A 21,835-nucleotide genomic window follows, 5' to 3' on the forward strand; every position below is an offset into this window, starting at 1 on the left:
ATGACACCCGCAGACGATCAGCCCGCCGGAACGACCGAACGCATCGAAGACGTCGACGTCACGACCGAGATGCAGGGCTCCTTCCTCGAGTACGCGTACTCGGTGATCTACTCCCGCGCCCTCCCGGACGCCCGCGACGGCCTCAAGCCGGTGCAGCGCCGCATCCTCTACATGATGACCGAGATGGGCCTGCGCCCTGACCGCGGCCACGTCAAGTCCGCACGCGTCACCGGCGAGGTGATGGGAAAGCTGCACCCGCACGGCGACAGCGCGATCTACGACGCCCTGGTGCGGATGGCCCAGGACTTCACCCTGCGCGTGCCGCTGGTCGACGGGCACGGCAACTTCGGCTCCCTCGACGACGGCCCGGCCGCCGCCCGTTACACGGAGGCGCGCCTCGCCGCGGCCGCGCTCGCGATGACGGAGGACCTCGACGAGGACGTCGTCGACTTCGTCCCCAACTACGACAACCAGCTCATGCAGCCGGATGTGCTGCCCGCCGCCTTCCCCAACCTCCTGGTCAACGGGGCGAGCGGCATCGCGGTCGGCATGGCCACGAACATGGCGCCGCACAACCTGATCGAGGTCGTCGGCGCGGCCCGCCACCTGCTGGCGAACCCGGACGCGACGCTCGACGACCTGATGGCGTACGTTCCCGGGCCCGACCTCCCCGGCGGGGGCACCATCGCCGGGCTCGCCGGCGTGCGCGACGCCTACGCGACCGGTCGCGGCAGCTTCCGGATGCGCGCCAAGGTGACCGTCGAATCCATCACCGCCCGCAAGAGCGGCCTCGTGGTCACCGAGCTCCCCTACCTCGTGGGACCCGAGAAGGTCATCGAGAAGATCAAAGACGGCGTCAACGCCAAGAAGCTCAACGGCATCTCCGACGTCACCGACCTCTCCGACCGCCAGCACGGCCTGCGACTCGTCATCGGCGTCAAGACCGGCTTCAGCCCGGAGGCGGTGCTCGAGCAGCTCTACCGGCACACGCCGCTCGAAGAGGGCTTCGCGATCAACAACGTCGCGCTCGTCGCCGGCGGGCCGCAGACGTTGGGGCTGCGCGACCTGCTGCAGGTCTACCTCGACCACCGCGTCAGCGTGGTCACCCGGCGGTCGCAGTTCCGCCTCGCCCGACGGCAGGAGCGGCTGCACCTCGTCGAGGGCCTCCTCATCGCCATCCTCGACATCGACGAGGTGATCCAGGTCATCCGCACCTCGGACGACACCGAGCAGGCGCGCGGGCGGCTGATGCAGGTGTTCGACCTGAGCACCCTGCAGGCCGACTACATCCTCGAGCTGCGCCTGCGCCGGCTCACCAAGTTCAGCCGGATCGAGCTCGAGACGGAGCGCGACCAGCTGCGCGCCGAGATCGAGGAGCTGCAGGCGCTGCTCGCCTCCCGTCAGCGCATCGACGACCTGGTCTCGGACGAGCTGGAGCAGGTCGCCGCCCGGTTCGGCACGCCGCGGCGCACCCTCCTCACGGAGGCGAAACCGTCGATCGCCGGCGCCTCGCGCAGCAAGGCCGCGACCGTGCAGCTCGAGGTGGCGGACGTGCCCACGCGCGTGTACCTCTCCACCACCGGGCGCATCCTGCGAGTGGATGCGGTGCCCGGCGCCGAGGGCGAGGGCGGCCTCGACCGCATCCAACCGCCGGCCCGGCGCAGCAAGCACGACGCGATCCTGTCCCGGTTGGACACGACCAGCCGGAGCGAGATCGGCGCGGTGACGAACCGGGGCCGGCTCATCCGCTTCTCCCCCGTCGACCTGCCCGGCGTGCCGGCCAACTCCATCCAGCTCGGCGCCGGCGTGAAGATCGGCGACTACCTGGCCCTCGCGGACAAGAAGGAGCGCATCCTCGCGATCGTCTCCCTCGACTCGGAGCGCACCATCGCCCTCGGGACGAAGCAGGGCGTGGTCAAGCGCGTCGCGGCCGGAGACTGGGCGAACAAGCCCGAGTTCGAGGTGATCACCCTCAAGGCCGGCGACGAGGTCGTCGGGGCGACCACCGTGACGGACGACGACGAGCTGGTGTTCGTGGCCAGCGACGCGCAGCTGCTGCGGTTCGCCGCGTCCAGCGTCCGTCCGCAGGGACGTGCCGCGGGCGGTATGGCCGGCATCAACCTGGGCTCGGGCGCGCGCGTCATCTACTTCGGCGCGGTCGTCGCGGGCGAGACCGAGGAGGCCGTGGTCGCCACGATCGCGGCGAGCGACGCCACCCTGCCGGGCGCGGACCCGGGCACCGCGAAGGTGAGCAACTTCTCCGAGTTCCCGGCGAAGGGACGCGCCACCGGCGGTGTGCGGGCCCAGCGCTTCCTGAAGGGCGAGAGCGAGCTGGTCCTCGCCTGGGCCGGTCCCGCTCCCGCACTGGCCGTCGCCCCCGACGGCGCCGCGCGTACCCTCCCCGAGGGCGGGTCCCGCCGCGACGCCTCCGGCACCCCCCTCGACACCGTCGTCACCTCGATCGGCCGCCGCATCTCCTGACCCCACGCCCCACCGTCGAGTACACGATTAGTGCACGCGAAACGCCGCGGAGGCGTGTAGAAATCGTGTACTCGACGGAGGGGGCCGAGCGACCGGACGGACGCGACCGACGCGGCCGGGTCAGGCGTCGATGCGGGCGCGGCTCAGGTCGTCGGCGCCCGCGATGATGAACTCCTTGCGGGGAGCGACGTCGTTGCCCATCAGCAGCTCGAAGACGCGGTTCGCGGCCTCGGCGTCGGGGACGCGCACCCGGCGCAGGGTGCGGTGGGCGCGGTCCATCGTGGTGGTCGCCAGCTGGTCCGCATCCATCTCGCCCAGGCCCTTGTAGCGCTGGATCGGCTCCTGGTACCGCTTGCCGCGCTTCTTCAGGTCCGCGAGCACCGCCTGCAGCTCGGCCTCGGAGTACGTGTAGATCGTCTCGTTCGGCTTCGACCCGGGGTTCACGACCACGACGCGGTGCAGCGGGGGCACGGCCGCGAAGACGCGTCCCTCCTCGATCATCGGCCGCATGTAACGGAAGAAGAGCGTGAGCAGCAGAGTGCGGATGTGCGCCCCGTCGACGTCGGCGTCCGACATGATGATGACCTTGCCGTAGCGCGCGACCGACAGGTCGAAGCTCCGGCCGGAGCCGGCGCCGATGACCTGGATGATCGCCGCGCACTCGGCGTTGGAGAGCATGTCCGAGATGGACGCCTTCTGCACGTTCAGGATCTTGCCCCGGATGGGCAGCAGCGCCTGGTACTCGCTGTCGCGTGCCCGGCGCGCGGTGCCGAGCGCGGAGTCGCCCTCGACGATGAACAACTCGCTGTTGGCGACGTCGTTGGAGCGGCAGTCGACGAGCTTCGCCGGGAGCGACGACGTCTCCAGCGCGTTCTTGCGGCGCTGCGTCTCCTTGTGGGCGCGCGCGGAGATGCGCGACTTCATCTCGGCGACGACCTTGTCGAGCACGAGCGCCGACTGCGCCTTGTCGTCGCGCTTGGACGAGCCGAAGCGCTCGGCCATGGCCTTCTGGACGACGTTCGCGACGATCGCGCGCACGGCCGGCGTGCCGAGGATCTCCTTGGTCTGGCCTTCGAACTGCGGCTCGGGCAGGCGCACCGTGAGCACGGCGGTGAGGCCCGCCATCACGTCGTCCTTCTCGAGCTTGTCGGTGCCGGCCTTGAGCCGCCGCGCATTCAGCTCCACCTGCTGGCGGAGGAACTTGAGCAGGCCCTGGTCGAAGCCGGCCTGGTGGCTGCCGCCCTTCGGCGTCGCGATGATGTTGACGAAGCTGCGCATCACGGTGTCGTAGCCGGTCCCCCAGCGCAGGGCGATGTCGACCTGGCAGTCGCGCCGCAACTCGGTCGGCACCATCGCGCCGGAGTCCGACAGTACGGGGACGGTCTCGGTGAAGTGTCCCTCACCGGTGAGGCGCCACGTCTCGGTGATCGGGCTGTCCGGAGCCAGGAAGTCGACGAACTCCGAGATGCCGCCCTCGTAGCGGAACGTCGTCAGCCCCGTCGGCTCCGCGCCGTCCTTCCCGGCGCGCTTGTCGTCGATCGAGATCGAGAGCCCGGGGACCAGGAACGCCGTCTGCCGTGCCCGGCCGATCAGGTCGTCGGTGCTGAACTCGGCGCCCTTGGTGAAGATCTGCCGGTCGGCCCAGTAGCGGATACGCGTGCCCGTCCGCCCCTTGGGCACCTTGCCGACCACGCGCAGCTCGCTGCCGCTGACGAACGGGGTGAAGGGGCTGTCCGGGCTCGGAGCGCCCTTCTTGTCGTCGAACACGCCCGGCTCGCCACGGTGGAACGACATCGCCCAGGTCTTGCCGTCGCGGTCGACCTCCACGTCGAGCCGCTCCGAGAGCGCGTTGACCACCGAGGCGCCGACGCCGTGCAGACCGCCGGAAGCGGCGTACGAGCCGCTTCCGAACTTGCCGCCGGCGTGCAGCTTGGTGAACACGACCTCCACGCCCGACAGACCGGTCTTCGGTTCGATGTCGACGGGGATGCCGCGAGCGCTGTCGCGCACCTCGACACTGTCGTCGGCGTGCAGCACGACGTCGATGCTCGTACCGTGTCCGGCGAGGGCCTCGTCGACGGAGTTGTCGATGATCTCCCACAGGCAGTGCATGAGTCCGCGGGAGTCGGTGGAGCCGATGTACATGCCGGGTCGTTTGCGGACGGCCTCGAGCCCCTCGAGCACCGAGAGGTGCCTGGCCGAATAGTCCGAACTCGCCACGTGCGCTCCTTGTGGATCAGTGCGCCCGTCCCGCGGGCGCGTGCTCCTCCAGCGTACGTGCCGGACGCCGAACCCTACGTCACGACACCCGCCGGGACGCTCTGGCTACGCGTTGAGCGAAATGGCAGGCGATACGCGCAGAGTTACCGGGTATCCGTGGTTCTATAGACGTACCGAGTTCACCGGTTGCGACGGAAGGAGCATCACATGTCGACAGTAACCTCGGAGAACGGGGCCGTTGACGAGCTCGCATCAGGGCCGCAACTGACGGCCGCGGACCGTTGCGACAGCTGCGGAGCGCAGGCGTACATCCGGGTCGTCGTGAACAACGGCGAGCTGCTGTTCTGCGCCCACCACGGCAAGAAGCACCAGGAGAAGCTCTCTCAGATCGCCCACAGCTGGCACGACGAGACCGCTCGCCTGTTCGAAGAGCAGCGCGCGTAACGCGACCGCATCGCGAGACGCGGGGCTGACCGGAGGATGGTGACACGGACGGGTGTGCGCAGACGCGCCCACGTGGACCTCGACACCATCCGCCAGACGGCAGCCTCTTCGTCACTCCCCGACTGCACCGCCGATCTCCGCGCCGACGCGTACGGACACGGGCTCCTGCCCGTGGCTCGTGCGCTGACGGATGCGGGGGTCGGCGGTTTTCTCGTCTCCCGGGTGGAGGACGCCGCCGCGCTCGCGGACGAGGGCCTTCCCGTCCCTGTTGAGATCGGGACTCCGGCGTCGGGCCGCGCCGTTCGCGGACCGGAACTGTTCGGGCTCGATCCCGGGCATCCATCACCCCCCGCCATGCGGCTGGAGGGCGAGGTGATCGCCGTGAAGCGGGTGCCCGCCGACCGCGGCGTCTCGTACGGCTACACCTACCGCACGTCGCACCCCACGACGCTGGTGCTGGTCGCGCTGGGCTACGCCGACGGCATCCTGCGCGTGGCGTCCAACAAGGCGCCGGTCAAGGTCGGCGACACGATCGGCCGGATCACTGGCCGGATCGCCATGGACCAGTTCGTCGTCGATGTCGGCGCCGACGGTCCGGCTCCCGGCGACCCGGTTATCCTGTTCGGCGACCCGGAGCTCGGCGAGCCGACGGTCCTCGACTGGGCGGACGCCCTGGGCGTCGCCGCCCCGGTCATCACCAGCAGGCTCGGCCGGCGCATCGAGAGGACGTACACCCGATGAGGACGCCCGCATGACCATCGTGGACGCCGTCGCCGAACCGCTCCCCCGCGCGGTCATCGACCTCGCTGCCCTGCGGCACAACGTCGCGCACCTCACCGCGCTGATCGCCCCCGCCGAGACGATGCTCGCCGTGAAAGCGGACGCGTACGGTCACGGGCTGCTGCCCATCGCCGAAGCCGGGCTCGAGGCGGGAGCGACGTCGCTCGCGGTGCTGGAGATCCCGGCCGGGCTGGTGCTCCGGCACGCCGGGATCACAGTCCCCCTGCTCGCCTGGCTGCACGGCCGCGAAACGGACTGGCGCGCCGGCATCGAGGCGGACATCCAGCTGGGCATCTCGGCCCGCTGGCAGCTGGATGCGATCGCCGCGTCCGGAGCGGACCGCCCGGCCGTCATCCACCTCAAAGTCGACACCGGCCTCAGCCGAAACGGCGCCACCCGCGAGGAGTGGCCCGGCCTCATCCGCGCCGCCCTCGACCTCGAGCAGCAGGGCATCGTGCGCATCCGCGCCGCGTGGTCGCACCTGGCGGACGCATCGATCGCCGACGACGAGGCGGCCCTCGCCGAGTTCTGTGACGCTGTCGTCGAGGCGGAGAGGATCGGCGCCCGGTTCGAGGCGCTGCACCTGGCGGCGAGCTCCGCGGGCATCCGGATGCCGGAGGCGCGCTTCTCGTTCGTGCGCTTCGGGATCGCCGCCTACGGCTTCTCTCCGTTCGACGACTCCACCGGCGCCGAGCTCGGCCTCATCCCGGTGATGCGGCTGGAGGCGCCCGTCACCGAGGTGCACGTCGGCGGCACCACCCACGTCCGGCTCGGCATCGGCTACGCGGACGGCGTGCCGACCCTCGGCATCGCCAAGACGTCCATCCAGCTGAACGGCCGCCGCTGCCCCGTCATCGATGTGGCCGCCGACAGCATGATCGTGGATGCGGGTCCGCACCGTGTGGAGGTGGGCGACACCGCCATCCTGTTCGGCCCCGGTACCGACGGCGAACCGACCGCGGAGAAGTACGCGGACTGGGCGGAGACCATCGCCGACGAGATGGTCACGGGCGTCGCCGCGCGCGTCCCCCGCACCTACCTCAGCTGATCCCGCCCCTCCCCACGCTTCGTCTTTTCGTCGAGGTGCACCTTGTTGCGCTCGACACGCCGTGCGAGTGCACAACAACGTGCACTTCGGCGAAGGGGGGACGGAGGAGTAGGGCGGCTCAGAGGGAGACGCCGAGGCGGTCCGCGATCGCGCGGCGCGCGTTTGTCGCGTAGCGGTCGACGCGCTCGGTCTGCGGCACCGGCGCGACCTCGCCGCGCAGAGCGGTGCTGAGGAAGCGGTCCGCGAGGGCCGGGTTCATCGGCAGCAGCGGACCATGCAGGTGCGTACCGAGCGATGCCCCGACGACGACGCCCTCCGTCTGGTCGCCGTTGCCCGTGCCGCTGACGACGCGGCCGAGCGGCTCCGCCCCGTCGAGCACGGTGCGGGCGGAGTGGTTCTCGAACCCCGCGACGGTGCTGCCGTCCGCGAGCTTCACGACGATCTCGCCGACGTGCCGCTTGGTGCCGAGCGCGGCGCGGGTCGGGAAGACCGCCGCTCCGGCGAGCACCTCGCCCTCGGGGGTCTCCAGCTCGCTGCCGAGCAGCTGCCAGCCGCCGGCGATGGCGAGGAACGGCACGCCCGCATCCCGCCAGTCGCGCAGCCGGGCGGCGATGCGCAGCACGTCGTCGTGGACGGCACGCTGGCCGGAGAGCGGCCCGGAGCCGATGTGCACGATGTCCGCGCTGGTCGGAAGCTCGGCGCCGACGCTGTGGCGGACCACCTCGACGTCGATGCCGCGCCACTGCGCGCGCTCAGCGAGGGCCAGTACGTTGCCGGCGTCGCCGTTGATGCCGAGCTCGGCCGGGTAGAGGTGCAGGATGCGCAGCACGGTCATCGCTCGCGGCCCTCCAGGTCGAGGAAGCCGAGCTGCTTCCGGATCAGCATCATCTGCTCGTAGTTCACGATCATCGTCTTGGTGCCGCGCGACGGCTTCGGCAGGGCGAGGAACGCCTGCAGCGCGGGCTTCAGCTCGGGCAAGACCTGGTCGACGTCGATGCCGGCATACGCGAAGCGGGTGGCGAACTGCCAGGCCTTGCTGCCGGAGACCACATCCACATGCGTGAGCTTCGACAGGTCGATGTCGTACACCCACGACGGGTCGGGGGTGCCCTCGTCGACGGCGACGAAGACCTGCTCCGGGGACTCGGCCAGGTAGTCGAGGTTGAGCTGGAGGCTGGGCGGGTTCTTCATCATGATGATCTCGACGTCCTCGTCGCCGACCTTCAGCGTCTCGCCGCGACCGTAGACGGTGCGCAGCGCGGCCATCGCCGCCACGACCGAGTGCGGCTGGAACGTCTCCCCCAGCAGCCGGCGCGCCATCGCCGTGGCGCCCGCCGCATCCACCGCGTAATGCAGCCCACGGGCCGGCAGGCCGATGCGGACGTTCTCGCCGCCGATGGTGAGCTGGGCGCTCTGCACCTCCAGCTTGCTGACGAACACCGACGGGATGGGCAGGGAGCCCGCCGACGCCCCGGTCAGGTCCTTCACGTTGGCGAGGCCGTTCGGGGACGACTCGATGATGGAGGGCGCCACCGCGAAAGTGGAGACGTCGCGGCCCTGCGCCACGAGTTCGGCGCCGACGCGCGACAGGCTGTCGTCGTCCGCGTTCACCACGACGAACTCGGAGGAGCCCTCGGCGATCGAGCGCAGCATCCCGATCACGCGTGTGGGCTCGAAGAAGCGGTTCAGCTGGTCGATCTGCACGTTGAGCAGCAGCGAGCCGCGGGGCTTCAGCACGCGCGCGAGATCGACGCCGTAGGCCTCATCCACCTCGATCACGCCGACATCGCCGCGGACGTAGCCGTCGAGCGGCACATCGGCGAGCAGCGCGGAGGCGATGCCCTGCGGCAGGTTGCCCCCCGACGGGTTGGTGAAGACCTCCAGGCCGTGCTCGCGCAGGATCGCAGTGAGCATGTTGGTCGTCGTGGACTTGCCGTTCGAGCCGGAGACGAACACGACACCGAGCGGAAGGCGGCTGACCGCGCGCTCCAGGAACTTCGGAGCGATGGCCAGAGCGACACGGCCGGGCACCGCGGAGCCGCCTCCCCGCAGGCGCAGAAGCCAGCGGGCGAGGCGGCCGGCGATGACCGCCAGTCGGTAGCGCACCGGTTTACTCGAGGTAGTCGCGCAGCGACTGCGAACGCGACGGGTGACGCAGCTTCGCCATCGTCTTCGACTCGATCTGACGGATGCGCTCGCGCGTCACACCGAAGGTGTCGCCGATCTGGTCGAGCGTCTTCGGCATGCCGTCGCCGAGGCCGAAGCGCATGCGGATCACGCCCGCCTCCCGCTCGGACAGGGAGTCGAGCAGGCTCTCCAGCTGCTTCTGCAGCATGGTGAAGCCCACCGCGTCGGCCGGGACGACCGCCTCGGTGTCCTCGATCAGGTCGCCGAACTCGCTGTCGCCGTCCTCACCCAGAGGCGTGTGCAGCGAGATGGGCTCGCGACCGTACTTCTGCACCTCGATGACCTTCTCCGGGGTCATGTCGAGCTCTTTCGACAGCTCCTCGGGGGTGGGCTCGCGGCCCAGGTCCTGCAGCATCTGCCGCTGCACGCGGGCCAGCTTGTTGATGACCTCGACCATGTGCACCGGGATGCGGATGGTGCGGGCCTGGTCGGCCATCGCGCGGGTGATCGCCTGACGGATCCACCAGGTGGCGTACGTCGAGAACTTGAAGCCCTTGGTGTAGTCGAACTTCTCGACCGCACGGATGAGGCCCAGGTTGCCCTCCTGGATGAGGTCGAGGAACTGCATGCCGCGGCCGGTGTAGCGCTTGGCGAGGCTCACCACGAGGCGCAGGTTCGCGCCGAGCAGGTGGCTCTTCGCGCGCTGGCCGTCGCGGGCGACCCACTTCAGTTCGCGCTCCAGCTCCTTGCTCAGGTTCGGAGTGTTCGCGAGCTTGTCCTCGGCGAACAGACCGGCCTCGATGCGCATCGCGAGCTCGACCTCTTCGGCCGCGTTCAGCAGCGGGACCTTGCCGATCTGCTTCAGGTAGTCCTTGACGGGGTCGGCGGTCGCGCCGGTGATCGTGGAGGAGTAGACCGGGATGTCGTCATCCTCGTCGACGGCGCGCAGCACGAGCGCGTCGGTCGGCAGCGGGATGTCGACCACCGGGACGGCGGCCGTGGGCGTGGCGCCCTCGGCGTCGCTGTCGTCCGCGTCGTCGGAGTCGGCGTCCGCTTCGGTGTCGTCGGTCTCGGCGTCGTCGGTCTCGGTGTCGTCGGCCTCGGTGTCGTCGGTCGCCTCGACCACGACCTCCTCGTCATCGATCTCGACCTCGGCGTCGTCATCCAGGTCGTCGTCGTCCGCAGCGCCGGCCGCGCCCTTGGGCGCAGCCTGCTTCTTCGCAGCGGTCGCCTTCGCGGGGGCCTTCGTCGTCGTCTTCTTCGCGCCCGCCTTCTTGGCTGCGGGCTTCGCCGTCTCGTCCGCGGCGACGGTCGTGGTCTCGTCGACCTCGACCTCCGCGTCGCGGGTCTTCGTTGCTGCACGGGTTGCCATGTGAACACCTTTCATACCAAGCGGAGAGGGCCGGGATCCTGACGGCCGAGCCTGGCTCAGGGTTTGCGTGCGGACACTACTAAGACCCATGTCAAGTCCGGGATGAGGCGCCGGGCATCGTCTAATGCTCCAGCCCCGGGACATGAACGGGTCCAGACGTCAATTATTGCACGTTCCACGCGCTCCCCCGACCATTCGCGGCCAGCTCTCGGATCGGGATGGATCGTGCGTCCCCCACGCCCGCTACAACGCTTCGTGACCGCCGCGCCTTCTCCACGCTCCGACAAGTGCAACCCACAGAGGGGCCACTTCTATTCCCTCGTCCTCCTGCAGGCGGCGCCGTGTGCGGCGGCGGGCGTGCACCAGGAAGCCCACACCGATCCCCACGATGACGTACTGGATGGCGAACGCCCAGCGGAAGTGGTCCAGCTGGTAGAGCTGCGCATCCCCCTCCGCCCCGTGCGCCTGCACGTCGAGGGAGACGCCGATGAGGAACATCATGACGAAACTGGCGAGGAAACCGCCGACGTTGACGATCCCGTTCGCCGACCCGAGGCTGTGCAGCGGGTTGAAGGTGCGCGCGAAGTCGAAGCCGATCAGGGAGCCCGGGCCGCCGATCCCGATGGCCGCAATGAGCACGATCACCGTCCACAGCGGCGGTTCCCCCGGCCACAGGAGCACCAGCGTCCAGGCAGCGGCCATGAGCGCCACGATCCCGAGCACCAGGTTGCTGCGCCGCAAAGGGAAACGGGCGGTCAGGATGCCCAGGATGGGCCCCGAGATGAGGCCGGCCCCCACCAGCACGGTGAGCAGGGCCGACGCCTCCGCCGGCTCGATGCCCAGGGCGAAGACCAGGAACGGGATGCCCCACATCAGGCTGAAGACCGTGCCGGAGGACTGCGTGACGAAGTGCGACCAGAAGCCGAGCTGCGTGCCGGGACGCGCCAGGCTGATCCGCAGCTGCCGCAGCGAGTCGGACCAGGTCGCCGGACGCGGCCCCTCGCTCGCGCCGACCGGCCGGTCGGCGACCGCGACCGCGATGCCGATCAGCGCGACGACGGACAGCGAGGCGGCGCTGAGGAAGGCGACCGTCCAGCCCGAGAGGTGCAGCAGCAGGGCGAACGGGACGGCCGACAGCACCTGCCCCAGCTGGCCCACGTTGCCGATCCACTGCGAGAGCTGCGGCACGATCCTGCCGCGGAACCACGAGTTCACCAGCCGCATCAGCGAGGTGAACACCGTCGCATCCCCCGCCCCGACCAGGATGCGACCGAGGATGGCGATCGCGATACTCGGTGCCAGTGCGACGGCGACCTGCCCGACGACCATGAGCGCCGTGCCCGTGAGCATGAGGACGCGCGAGCCGATCCGGTCGATGAGGACACCGACGGGGACCTGCATGCCCGCGTAGACGATCAACTGGACCACCGCGAGCGTCGAGAGGACGGAGGCGGAGACGTGGAACCGCTCGGTCGCCGCGACCCCCGCGACACCGATCGTTGTGCGTTGCATGACGGCGATGAGGTAGGCGAATACGCCGATCCCGTAGACCACCCAGGAGCGACGCGAATTCACCGGATGATCCTACGCCCGGTGATCGGGCCGTCCGCCCGGGTCCCTGATCGGAGCGCGCGCCGGTGTGCGGTCAGCGCTCTCCGCGCCCGTTCTCCTCGTCGCCGTGGCGGCGGAAGGCGAGGAAGTTCTCGAGCTCGGCCGCGATCTCGTCGGCGGTCGGCAGCTCGCCGTCGCTGTCGGTCAGCGGGGACCGCAGCTGCGTGTCCTCCATGTAGGAGTCGTGCCGCTCCTCCAGCGTGCCCACCAGCCGGCCCAACTCCGGGTTGCCCGCGACCTGTTCGTCGATGTTGGCGACGAACTCGCGGTCCTCCTGGCGGAGCCGGTCGGTCGGGAAGATCAGACCGGTGGCGGCGCTGATCGAGTCGAGGGCGGCCACCGCCGCCGCCGGGTACTCGGTGTCGGCGAGGTAGTGCGGGATCAGCAGGATGAATCCGGCAATCGGATAGGAGAGCTGCTGGAGGCGGTACTCGAGCAGGTGCAGCGCGTTGGCGGGCACCTGCGTGTGCGGCTTCCAGATCGACATGGAGTCGATGAGCTCGGCGCGGTTGCCGCTCACGGTCACGCCGATCGGACGGGTGTGCGGAACGGGCATCGGGATGGAGTGCACCCAGGTGATGCTCTTCACCTTGAAGCGCTCGATCAGGCCGAGCACCGCCTCCGTGAACGCCTCCCAGCGGAAATCAGGCTCGAACCCGGAGAGCAGGAGGAAAGGTTGACGCAGCTCGTCGTAGGCGAGGTAGAGCTTGAGAGTCGCCGGCTGGTAGTCGGTCAGGTGGTCCTGGTCGAAGTAGATGATGGGGCGGCGGGCGCGGTAGTCGAGCAGGATGTCGGCGTCGAACGTCGCAACCACGTCGTTGTCGAGGGTCCCGAGCAGATAGGTGCCGAGCTGGCTGACGCCGGACCCGGCGTCGGCGAAGCCCGTGAGCCCCGCGACCAGCGGCAATCCCTCCGGCACACCGAGTGCCGGGTCGAGTTCGTACAGTTCGCCGGGGTCGCGCATACTCCAACTCTAGGACGGAGCCCGGCGCAGGACGCCGGATGACGGCCGGTGCGGGAACGCCCACAGCGAACACCCGGGTTAGGGTCGTGTCATGACCGTTCCCGCGCTGACCGTGACCCCGTCCTCCACTCCCGCCACGTCCGCCGATGTCGTGGTCGTCGCCGCCCGCGTCGGGCGCGACAGCGTCACCGTGCTCTCCGGCGAGCGCCGCGACGAGCTCGCGCGGCAGCTGAAGGAGATCGGGTTCTCCGGCGGCAAGGACGAGCTGGTGCGGCTGCCCGGAACGGGCGACGGACCCTCCGTCGCGGTCGTCGGCCTGCCGGAGGGCGGCGAGGACGCCCTGCGCTACGCCGCGGGCACCGCCGTGCGGCAGCTGGCGGGCACTGCCGCGGTCGCGCTCGACCTCCCGGCCGGGTCGGCGGCCGAGGCCGGCGCCGCCCTGGAGGGCGCGGCGCTCGGCGCCTACGCCTTCACCGAGTACCGCGAGAAGAGCCGCGCCGGGACGAAGGACCCGGTCGCCGCGATCGAGTTGCTGGGCGCCGGAGCCGACCTCGACGCGGACGCGCTCGTCGCGCGGGCGACCGCCGTGGCGGAGGCCGCCGCGCTGGTCAAGGATCTGGTCAACACCCCGCCGCTCGACCTCTACCCCGAGACGTTCGCCGAGCGCGCGTCCGCAGCGGCTTCCGGACTTCCGGCCGAGGTGGAGGTGTGGGACGAGGAGCGGCTCGCGGCCGACGGCTTCGGCGGCATCCTCGGCGTCGGGCAGGGGTCCACCCGCGGCCCGCGGCTGGTGAAGGTCGTGTATGCGCCGGAAGGCGCCTCCCGTCACCTCGCCCTCGTCGGCAAGGGAATCACGTTCGACTCGGGCGGCCTGTCGTTGAAGCCGGCGACCGGGATGGTCGGCATGAAGTACGACATGACCGGAGCCGCCACGGTGCTCGCGGTCGCTCTCGCCGCCGCCCGCCTCGCGCTGCCGGTGAAGGTGACGGCGTGGCTCTGCCTGGCCGAGAACATGCCGTCCGGCTCGGCCATCCGCCCGAACGATGTGCTCCGAATCCGCGGCGGGCGCACGGTGGAGGTGCTGAACACGGATGCGGAGGGCCGCCTGGTGCTCGCGGACGGCCTGGTCGCCGCCAGCGAGGAGCAGCCCGACGCGATCATCGACGTCGCCACCCTGACCGGCGCCGCCATGGTCGCGCTCGGCACCCGTTACGCCGCGCTGATGGGCTCCGACGATCTGGTCGACCAGGTGCTCGGCGCAGCGAAGGAGAGCGGCGAGCTGTTCTGGCCGATGCCGCTGCCGGGCGAACTGCGGGCCACCATCAACTCCGATGTGGCGGACATCGCCAACGCGAACCCGGGGAACACCGCGGGCGGCGCGCTGCTGGCCGGCGTGTTCCTGCAGGAGTTCGTCGGACGCACCGGCGAGGGCGACGACGCTCCGCGCATCCCGTGGGCGCACCTGGACATCGCGGGCCCGGCGAAGAGTCCCGCGGCCCCCTACGGATTCACCGGGAAGGGACCGTCCGCCGTCAGCGTAAGGGCGCTCATCCGCCTGGCCGAGAGCTTTTCCGGGAAGTAGTAGGGTCGTATGGGCGGGAAAACCTGCCCATCAACACGCCCCCCGGAGCCATCCTCTCCGGGCGGCTTCGTGTCACATGATCCTGATGCGCGAGGGAGTTACTGGGTGTCCGAGCAGAACTTTGACATTGTGGTGCTCGGCGGTGGGAGTGGAGGCTACGCAGCAGCGCTGCGTGCGGCCGAGCTCGGTTTCACCGTCGGCATGATCGAGAAGGACAAGGTCGGCGGCACCTGCCTGCACCGCGGCTGCGTCCCGACGAAGGCGCTGCTCCACGCGGCCGAGATCGCCGACTACTCCCGTGAGTCGTCGAAGTACGGCATCGTCACCCAGTTGCAGGGCGTCGACATCAACGGCGTGACCGAGTACCGCCAGGGGATCGTCGCCAAGAAGTACAAAGGACTCCAGGGCCTGGTGAAGGCCCGGGGCATCACGGTCATCGAGGGCGAGGGGCGCCTCACCTCCCCGACGACCGTCCAGGTCGGCGACGACACCATCGTCGGCAAGAACATCATCCTCGCCACGGGCTCGTACTCGCGCTCGCTGCCCGGTCTCGAGATCGGCGGCCGCGTCATCACGAGCGAGCAGGCGCTCGAGCTCGACTTCGTGCCGAACAAGGTCGCGGTGCTCGGCGGCGGCGTCATCGGCGTCGAGTTCGCCAGCGTCTGGAAGTCGTTCGGCTCCGAGGTCACGATCATCGAGGCGCTCCCCCACCTGGTCCCCAACGAGGACGAGTCGATCAGCAAGTCGCTGGAGCGGGCGTTCCGCCGCCGCGGCATCGACTACCGCCTCGGCATCCGCTTCCAGGGGGTCACCCAGAACGAGAACGGCGTCGTCGTCACCCTCGAGAACGGCGACACCGTCGAGGCCGACCTCCTGCTCGTCGCCGTGGGCCGCGGCCCGCTGACCCAGGGTCTCGGTTTCGACGAGGTCGGCGTCACCATGGATCGCGGTTTCGTCATCACCGACGAGCGCCTGCACACCAACATCCCCGGCGTCTACGCCGTCGGCGACATCGTCCCCGGTCTGCAGCTCGCGCACCGCGGCTTCCAGCAGGGCATCTTCGTCGCGGAGGAGATCGCGGGCCTGAACCCGATCGTCGTCCCGGACGTCAACATCCCCAAGGTCACCTACTGCGACCCGGAGGTCGCGTCCATCGGGCTGACCGAGGCGAAGGCGGCCGAGAAGTACGGCGCGGACAGCATCAGCAGCTACGACTACAGCCTGGCCGGCAACGCCCGCAGCGAGATCATCGGCACCAACGGCAGCGTGAAGGTCGTCCGTCTGAACGACGGCCCCGTGCTCGGCGTGCACATGATCGGCGCCCGCGTCGGCGAGCTCATCGGCGAGGCGCAGCTGGCCGTGAACTGGGAGGCGTACCCGGAGGACATCGCTCCGCTCATCCACGCGCACCCCACGCAGAACGAGTCGCTCGGCGAGGCCTTCCTGTACCTCGCGGGCAAGCCGCTGCACACGCTGTAGGACCATCAGGCGGGTCCGCCGTGCGCGGACCCGCCTGCAATAAGCTACTGAACGATCAGGTTTGAAGGAGAGAAGCTCATGAGCGAATCCGTCAGCCTCCCGGCGCTCGGCGAGAGCGTCACGGAAGGCACGGTCACCCGCTGGCTGAAGAACGTTGGCGACCGTGTCGAGGTGGACGAGCCCTTGCTCGAAGTCTCGACCGACAAGGTCGACACCGAGATCCCGTCGCCGGTCGCCGGCGTCATCGAGGCGATCCTGGTACAGGAGGACGAGACGGTCGAGGTGGGCACTGCGCTCGTGACGATCGGCGACGGTTCCGGCGCGGGCGCCGAAGCCCCGGCCGCGCCCGCCGCTGAGGCGGCACCCGCCGAGGCTGCTCCCGCCGAGGCTGCTCCCGCCGAGGCTGCTCCCGCCGAGCAGGCTGCGCCGGTGCAGGAGTCCGCTGCGGCTCCCGCAGAAGCTGCGCCCGCGCCCGCGGCTCCGGCGGCTCCGGCCCAGGAGGCGGCCCCCGCCGCCGCTCCGGCCCCCGCGCAGGAGGCCGCTCCCGCACAGCCGCAGCAGGCCGCTCCCGCAGCACCTGCCGCTCCGGCTCCCGCACAGCAGGCCGCCCCGGCTCCCGCACAGCAGGCTGCTCCGGCTCCGGCTCCGGCTCCGGCTCAGCAGGCTCCCGCCGCTCCGGCACAGGCGGCCGCTCCGGCGTCGTCCGGCGCTCACGCGGGCAACGCGGGCTATGTGACCCCGATCGTGCGCAAGCTCGCGAACGAGCAGGGTGTCGACCTCTCGACCGTCACCGGCACCGGTGTCGGTGGTCGCATCCGCAAGGAGGACATCCTCCAGGCCGCGGCTCCCGCGGCGTCCTCCTCCGAGGCTCCCGCAGCCGCACCCGCCCCCGAGGTCTCGCCGCTGCGCGGGACCACCCAGCCGATGTCGCGTCTCCGCAAGGTCGTCGCGGAGCGCGCCGTGGTCTCGATGCAGTCGAGCGCTCAGCTCACCAGCGTCGTGGAGGTGGACGTGACCAAGGTCGCGGCCTTCCGCGACCGGGTGAAGGGCGACTTCCTCGCGAAGACCGGCGTCAAGCTCTCGTTCCTGCCGTTCTTCGCTCTGGCCGCCGCCGAGGCGCTGAAGACCTACCCCGTGATCAACGCGACGGTCGACGGCGAGAACATCGTCTACCCGGACCACGAGAACATCTCGATCGCGGTCGACACCGAGCGCGGCCTCCTCACCCCGGTGGTGCGGAACGCCTCCGACCTCGACATCGCGAGCCTGGCCAAGGAGATCGCCGACCTGGCCCAGCGCACCCGCGACAACCGTCTCAAGCCGGACGAGCTCGCGGGCGGCACGTTCACGCTGACCAACACCGGTTCGCGTGGCGCCCTGTTCGACACCCCGCTGGTGTTCCTCCCACAGGTCGCCATCCTGGGCACCGGCATCGTGACCAAGAAGCCGGTGGTCATCTCGGCCGACGGCACGGACTCGATCGCAATCCGCTCCACGGTGTACCTCGCCCTGTCGTACGACCACCGCATCGTGGACGGCGCGGACGCCGCACGCTTCCTGGTCGCGGTCAAGAACCGTCTCGAGGGCGGCAACTTCGAGGGCAACCTCGGGATCTGACCCGTCACGGGAACACCGCCCGTAATCGCCAACCGGCCTCGCTTCTCACCAGCAGGAGCGAGGCCGGTTCGCTTTTCGGCGTCCGTGCGCGATCCGGGGCCACTCCGACGAGTGCCGCGTCTCCCCAGCGCTCCACCAGTTCGACCCGCGCCCCGGCGTAGTCGCGGGCCGGGGCGGCAGCATTCCGACCGGCGCCGAGCTCGGCGGACTCCTGCTCCAGCAGCGGCGAGCCGGCCTCGAGCAAGGCCTCGAGGCAGTCCCGACCGCCGGCGCGGCTCACGAAACATGTGTGCCGCCGGCCGAGGATCGCCTGCGCCGCGTCGACCGGATCGTCCGCATCCGGCCGCGCCGTGGTGACGGCACGCGTGGCCGCGGGGGCGGGCGACGGCACAGCTGTTGCGGGTGCCCGCGACTCCGGCGAGGTCGTGGACGCTTCACGGGAGGCAGACGCCGACGCGATCGGCGTCCCCGACGCGCGCGACCCGACGGCTGAGGCCGTTCCTGCCGATGTCGGGGGCACCAGGGCGACGACGGCGATCGCGAGGACCACAGGAACCACGGCACTCGCGACGAGAGCCGGTCGCCTGCGTGCCCACGAACCGAGCCACCTCGTCAGGGCGCCGACGGGTTCCCCGTCGAGCGCGGTCATCGCGGCCTCGGCCGCCCTCGCCAGCCCGCGCTCAGCGGGACGGCCGGAGTCCGATCCGGTCCCCATCGGCCGCCGACCGAGGGAAAGCACACCGCTCGGAACGCGGGACACGCTGCCTGCCGCACCTGCGACCTCCCTCCCAGACGACCCCGCCACTCCGTCATCGGTGTCGGTGCGCCGCACCGCCTCCGGCGACGCCACCGCCAGAACGGCCGCCTCGACCGCCGGCCAGCGCCCTCGGCGCAAGCCGGCCTCCACAGCCCCGAGCAGGCGCATCCCGGACCCATCGGTCACCCGCAGGCAGATCCGACGCGCCCAGGCATGGAACGCCTCCGCATCGGCGACGGCCGTCTCGGCATCCAACCGGCGGAGGTGGTCGAGCCCGTCGAGGGCCGGGCGGCCGTCGTCGGCCAGGACGACCGACGCCTCGTCCAGGCTCGGTGACGCCCATCCCGCGCGATGGAGCGCATCGACGCCCGCCGCGGCGCCGAGGATCACGGTCGCGGCCTCCCCCGATCGCACGCCGGTCGCCTGCGGCAGGACCACGTCGAGTCCCCCGCCGCCGGCGTGCTCGAGGAGCACCGCATCCACCTCGCGGCCGCGGGTCCGCACCGCGGGGAGTTCCCGGACCAGGCCGAGGACGTGCTCGCTCGCGACGGACCTGCGAGCCTCCAGATCAGGAGCCGCACCGCCGGGCCGACGCTCGCGCACGCGCAACAGGCACCGGCCCGGCAGTCCGCCTCCGGACGCGACGACACGCGCTTCCGCCGGAGAGCCTTCGCGTGGCGGCGGATCCATGTCGGGCGGATCGACCGTCCACCCCTCCCGGCGTGCGAGGGCGAGCGCGATGGCGCGGAGGTCTTCCGCGGAGGCGGGCAGGGAACGGGAGGACGGGGCGATCGGAGTCACGAGACCATCCCAACGGATCCGCGCCCCGCGAGTCCCCGCCGGGGGCGGATCGGTGCACAACTCGCGGCCGCGCCGGCCTGTGTACGAATCCGAGGTGCGAGCGAGCCGGCCGGTCGCGCATAGACTGACGACGTGACCACGTATGACGTCACGGGGCTAAGCGCCAACTCCGTGCCGTATCTCGAGGCCCTTCAGCAGCAGCGTGCCATGCACGCCGCTGTCGTCGCAGGCCGGGCGCCCGATACCGTCATCCTCCTCGAGCACGCCCCCGTGTACACCGCGGGCAAGCGGACCGCTCCGGACGAACGCCCGACCGACGGGACCCCCGTCGTCGACGTCGACCGCGGCGGCAAGATCACCTGGCACGGGCCGGGACAGCTCGTGGGGTACCCGATCCTCCGCCTCCACGACCCCATCGATGTCGTCGGCTACGTCCGCGCCCTCGAACGCGTCCTCATCGACGTGCTCTCGCGGCTCGGCGTCACCGGCGTGCAGGTCGAGGGCCGCTCCGGCGTCTGGATGCTCCCCGAACACAACCCGGGCGCCACCCGGGAGGAGAAGATCGCCGCCATCGGCATCCGCGTCGCCGAAGGCGTCACGATGCACGGGTTCGCGCTCAACTGCTCGAACAGCCTCGACGCCTACGACAGGATCGTCGCCTGCGGCATCCGCGACGCGGGGGTCACGACCATCTCGCGCGTGCTCGGTCGCACCGTCACGCCCCAGGAGGTCGCGCCTCTCGTCATGGATGCCTTCGACCTGGAGTTCACCGCGGCGGAGGCCGTCGCGTGAGCGCCGTTCCCGAGGGGCGCCGGATGCTGCGCCTCGAGGTCCGCAACGCCCAGACGCCGATCGAGCGCAAGCCCGAGTGGATCAAGACCAAGGCCAAGATGGGCCCGGAGTACCGCCAGCTGCAGAACCTGGTGAAGTCCGAGGAGTTGCACACGGTCTGCCAGGAGGCGGGCTGTCCGAACATCTACGAATGCTGGGAGGACAGGGAGGCGACGTTCCTCATCGGCGGATCGCAGTGCACGCGCCGATGCGACTTCTGCCAGATCGACACCGGCAAGCCCGCCGAGTTCGACCGGGACGAGCCCCGCCGCGTCGGCGAGTCCGTGCAGCGCATGGGCCTCCGCTACGCCACGGTGACGGGCGTCGCCCGCGACGACCTGGAGGACGAGGGGTCGTGGCTGTACGCGGAGACGATCCGCGAGATCCACCGCCAGTCCCCCGGGACGGGTGTCGAGATCCTCGTGCCCGACTTCTCCGGCAACCCGCAGCACCTCGGCGAGGTGTTCTCGGCGCGTCCGGAGGTGTTCGCCCACAACGTGGAGACCGTCCCGCGCATCTTCAAGCGCATCCGCCCCGCCTTCCGCTACGAGCGCTCGCTGGACGTCCTGACGCAAGGGCGCGCCGCGGGGCTGATCACCAAGTCGAACCTCATCCTCGGGATGGGCGAGGAGCGGCACGAGATCAGCACCGCCCTGCGCGACCTCCACGACGCCGGGACCGACATCATCACGATCACCCAGTACCTGCGCCCGAGCCCCCGCCACCTGCCTGTGGCGCGCTGGGTGCACCCGGACGAGTTCGTGGAGCTCAAACAGGAGGCGGAGGAGATCGGCTTCCTGGGAGTCCTGGCCGGACCGCTGGTGCGGTCGTCGTACCGGGCGGGACGGCTGTGGGCCCAATCCATGCAGGCGAAGGGGCGACCGGTTCCGGACGAGCTGCGGCACCTCGCGGACGCTACGCTCGGCTTCGCGCAGGCGGTCTCCTGACAGCCCTCTCCCCGCAGCGAACGGGTCATCTGGAACACCGCCGAGCCGGTATCCTTGGAGCTATGGCAAAGGACAAGTCCACCAAGGAGCCCGGCCGTCTGAAGCAGATGTGGCAGGTGTTCCAGATGACCCGCCGGTACGACGACCGCGCGGTTCTCTACATCGTCCTCGGGGCTGTCCTGCCGATCATCGCGGGCGTGCTGCTGGCCGTGTTCCTCTCGGGCGGCAACGTCTTAACGATGGTCCTCTGGATCGTCGCCGGCGTGCTCGCCGGGCTCTTGATCGCGCTCATCATCCTGGGGCGCCGTGCCGAGCGCGCGGCGTACTCGCAGATCGAGGGTCAGCCGGGCGCCGTGGGCGCCGTCCTGCGCTCCTCGCTGAAGCGCAGCTGGCGCGGATCCGAGATGCCGGTCGCGGTCAACGGCAAGACGCAGGATGCGGTGTATCGGGCGACCGGCCGCGGCGGCGTCGTGCTCATCAGCGAGGGACCGGCCACCCGCACCAAGCGCATGGTGGATGAAGAGCGCCGCAAGGTGAACCGCGTCCTCCCCAACGTCCCGGTCACGATCATCAGCGTCGGCCCGGACACCGACTCCGTGCCGCTGCACAAGGTGCCGCGCACCCTGGCGAAGATCAAGCCGACCCTCACGAAGGCCGAGGTCCTGGCGATCAGCAACCGGCTCCAGTCGATGGAGAACCAGATGCCGATCCCCAAGGGCATCGACCCGATGAAGGTCCGCGCGCAGCGCGCCCGCTGATCCCGCCCCCGGCCTC

At 70.5% G+C, this 21,835-nt stretch carries 17 protein-coding genes; 10 read left to right on the plus strand and 7 right to left on the minus strand.

All coding sequences use genetic code 11. The features are described 5' to 3' along the window. Complete coding sequence (locus tag ACR9Y5_RS11420; protein ID WP_481298063.1) at positions 1–2,481, plus strand: DNA gyrase/topoisomerase IV subunit A; 2,481 nt, start codon at positions 1–3, stop codon at positions 2,479–2,481. Positions 2,482–2,601: 120 nt separating this feature from the next. Here ACR9Y5_RS11420 and ACR9Y5_RS11425 read toward each other — a convergent pair whose 3' ends face one another. Then, entirely contained in the window at positions 2,602–4,701 is a 2,100-nt protein-coding gene (locus ACR9Y5_RS11425) for a DNA gyrase/topoisomerase IV subunit B (RefSeq protein WP_481298064.1), read from the minus strand. A 207-nt stretch (positions 4,702–4,908) separates the two neighbouring features. Between ACR9Y5_RS11425 and ACR9Y5_RS11430 the strand changes: the two genes are divergently transcribed. From ACR9Y5_RS11430 to alr, 3 genes are all read left to right on the plus strand, one after another. Beyond that, the gene (locus ACR9Y5_RS11430; RefSeq protein ID WP_121261337.1) at positions 4,909–5,145 is read left to right on the plus strand and encodes a DUF7455 domain-containing protein; all 237 of its coding nucleotides are present in this window, start codon (positions 4,909–4,911) and stop codon (positions 5,143–5,145) included. 72 nt (positions 5,146–5,217) lie between these two features. Beyond that, positions 5,218–5,886, plus strand: coding sequence for an alanine racemase (locus ACR9Y5_RS11435; protein WP_481298065.1), 669 nt, complete (start codon positions 5,218–5,220; stop codon positions 5,884–5,886). Between the two features lie 10 nt (positions 5,887–5,896). Continuing rightward, positions 5,897–6,973: an alanine racemase gene (alr, locus tag ACR9Y5_RS11440; RefSeq protein ID WP_481298066.1), complete on the plus strand. Its 1,077-nt coding sequence runs from the start codon at positions 5,897–5,899 to the stop codon at positions 6,971–6,973. Between the two features lie 118 nt (positions 6,974–7,091). Here alr and ACR9Y5_RS11445 read toward each other — a convergent pair whose 3' ends face one another. The 5 genes from ACR9Y5_RS11445 to ACR9Y5_RS11465 all read right to left on the minus strand — a co-directional run bounded on the left by ACR9Y5_RS11445 (position 7,092) and on the right by ACR9Y5_RS11465 (position 13,047). Next, positions 7,092–7,808 carry a type 1 glutamine amidotransferase gene (locus ACR9Y5_RS11445; protein ID WP_481298067.1) on the minus strand — a complete coding sequence of 239 codons (717 nt, stop codon included), beginning with the start codon at positions 7,806–7,808 and terminating at the stop codon, positions 7,092–7,094. Continuing rightward, positions 7,805–9,079 carry a MurT ligase domain-containing protein gene (locus ACR9Y5_RS11450; protein ID WP_481298068.1) on the minus strand — a complete coding sequence of 425 codons (1,275 nt, stop codon included), beginning with the start codon at positions 9,077–9,079 and terminating at the stop codon, positions 7,805–7,807. Before ACR9Y5_RS11450 ends, ACR9Y5_RS11445 begins: the two co-directional genes overlap by 4 nt. A 4-nt stretch (positions 9,080–9,083) precedes the next feature. Beyond that, on the minus strand, positions 9,084–10,472 hold the full coding sequence (locus tag ACR9Y5_RS11455) for an RNA polymerase sigma factor (protein WP_481298069.1): 1,389 nt from the start codon (positions 10,470–10,472) through the stop codon (positions 9,084–9,086). A gap of 243 nt (positions 10,473–10,715) precedes the next feature. After that, positions 10,716–12,047 carry an MFS transporter gene (locus ACR9Y5_RS11460; protein ID WP_481298070.1) on the minus strand — a complete coding sequence of 444 codons (1,332 nt, stop codon included), beginning with the start codon at positions 12,045–12,047 and terminating at the stop codon, positions 10,716–10,718. A 70-nt stretch (positions 12,048–12,117) separates the two neighbouring features. Next, entirely contained in the window at positions 12,118–13,047 is a 930-nt protein-coding gene (locus ACR9Y5_RS11465; RefSeq protein WP_481298071.1) for a proteasome assembly chaperone family protein, read from the minus strand. 91 nt (positions 13,048–13,138) lie between these two features. Here ACR9Y5_RS11465 and ACR9Y5_RS11470 point away from each other — a divergent pair, with 91 nt between their 5' ends. The 3 genes from ACR9Y5_RS11470 to sucB all read left to right on the plus strand — a co-directional run bounded on the left by ACR9Y5_RS11470 (position 13,139) and on the right by sucB (position 17,725). Further along, on the plus strand, positions 13,139–14,629 hold the full coding sequence (locus tag ACR9Y5_RS11470; RefSeq protein WP_481298072.1) for a leucyl aminopeptidase: 1,491 nt from the start codon (positions 13,139–13,141) through the stop codon (positions 14,627–14,629). A gap of 105 nt (positions 14,630–14,734) precedes the next feature. After that, a complete protein-coding gene (lpdA, locus tag ACR9Y5_RS11475; protein WP_481298073.1) occupies positions 14,735–16,108 on the plus strand; it encodes a dihydrolipoyl dehydrogenase in 1,374 nt (457 codons plus the stop codon). A 78-nt stretch (positions 16,109–16,186) separates the two neighbouring features. Beyond that, entirely contained in the window at positions 16,187–17,725 is a 1,539-nt protein-coding gene (gene sucB, locus ACR9Y5_RS11480) for a 2-oxoglutarate dehydrogenase, E2 component, dihydrolipoamide succinyltransferase (RefSeq protein WP_481298074.1), read from the plus strand. A gap of 4 nt (positions 17,726–17,729) precedes the next feature. Here sucB and ACR9Y5_RS11485 read toward each other — a convergent pair whose 3' ends face one another. Beyond that, positions 17,730–19,283, minus strand: a complete 1,554-nt coding sequence (locus tag ACR9Y5_RS11485; RefSeq protein ID WP_481298075.1) for a hypothetical protein — start codon at positions 19,281–19,283, stop codon at positions 17,730–17,732. Between the two features lie 132 nt (positions 19,284–19,415). Between ACR9Y5_RS11485 and lipB the strand changes: the two genes are divergently transcribed. The 3 genes from lipB (at position 19,416) to ACR9Y5_RS11500 (ending at position 21,819) form a co-directional block, all read left to right on the plus strand. Then, positions 19,416–20,075 carry a lipoyl(octanoyl) transferase LipB gene (gene lipB / locus ACR9Y5_RS11490; protein WP_481298076.1) on the plus strand — a complete coding sequence of 220 codons (660 nt, stop codon included), beginning with the start codon at positions 19,416–19,418 and terminating at the stop codon, positions 20,073–20,075. After that, positions 20,072–21,061 (plus strand): lipoyl synthase, encoded by a 990-nt coding sequence (gene lipA, locus ACR9Y5_RS11495; protein ID WP_310129739.1) that lies wholly within the window; start codon positions 20,072–20,074, stop codon positions 21,059–21,061. The genes lipB and lipA overlap by 4 nt, the downstream gene beginning before the upstream one ends. Before the next feature lie 62 nt (positions 21,062–21,123). Next, positions 21,124–21,819: a DUF4191 domain-containing protein gene (locus ACR9Y5_RS11500; RefSeq protein ID WP_481298077.1), complete on the plus strand. Its 696-nt coding sequence runs from the start codon at positions 21,124–21,126 to the stop codon at positions 21,817–21,819. Positions 21,820–21,835: the final 16 nt, after the last annotated feature.

Source organism: Leifsonia sp. KNZ13-11D, from assembly GCF_056754895.1.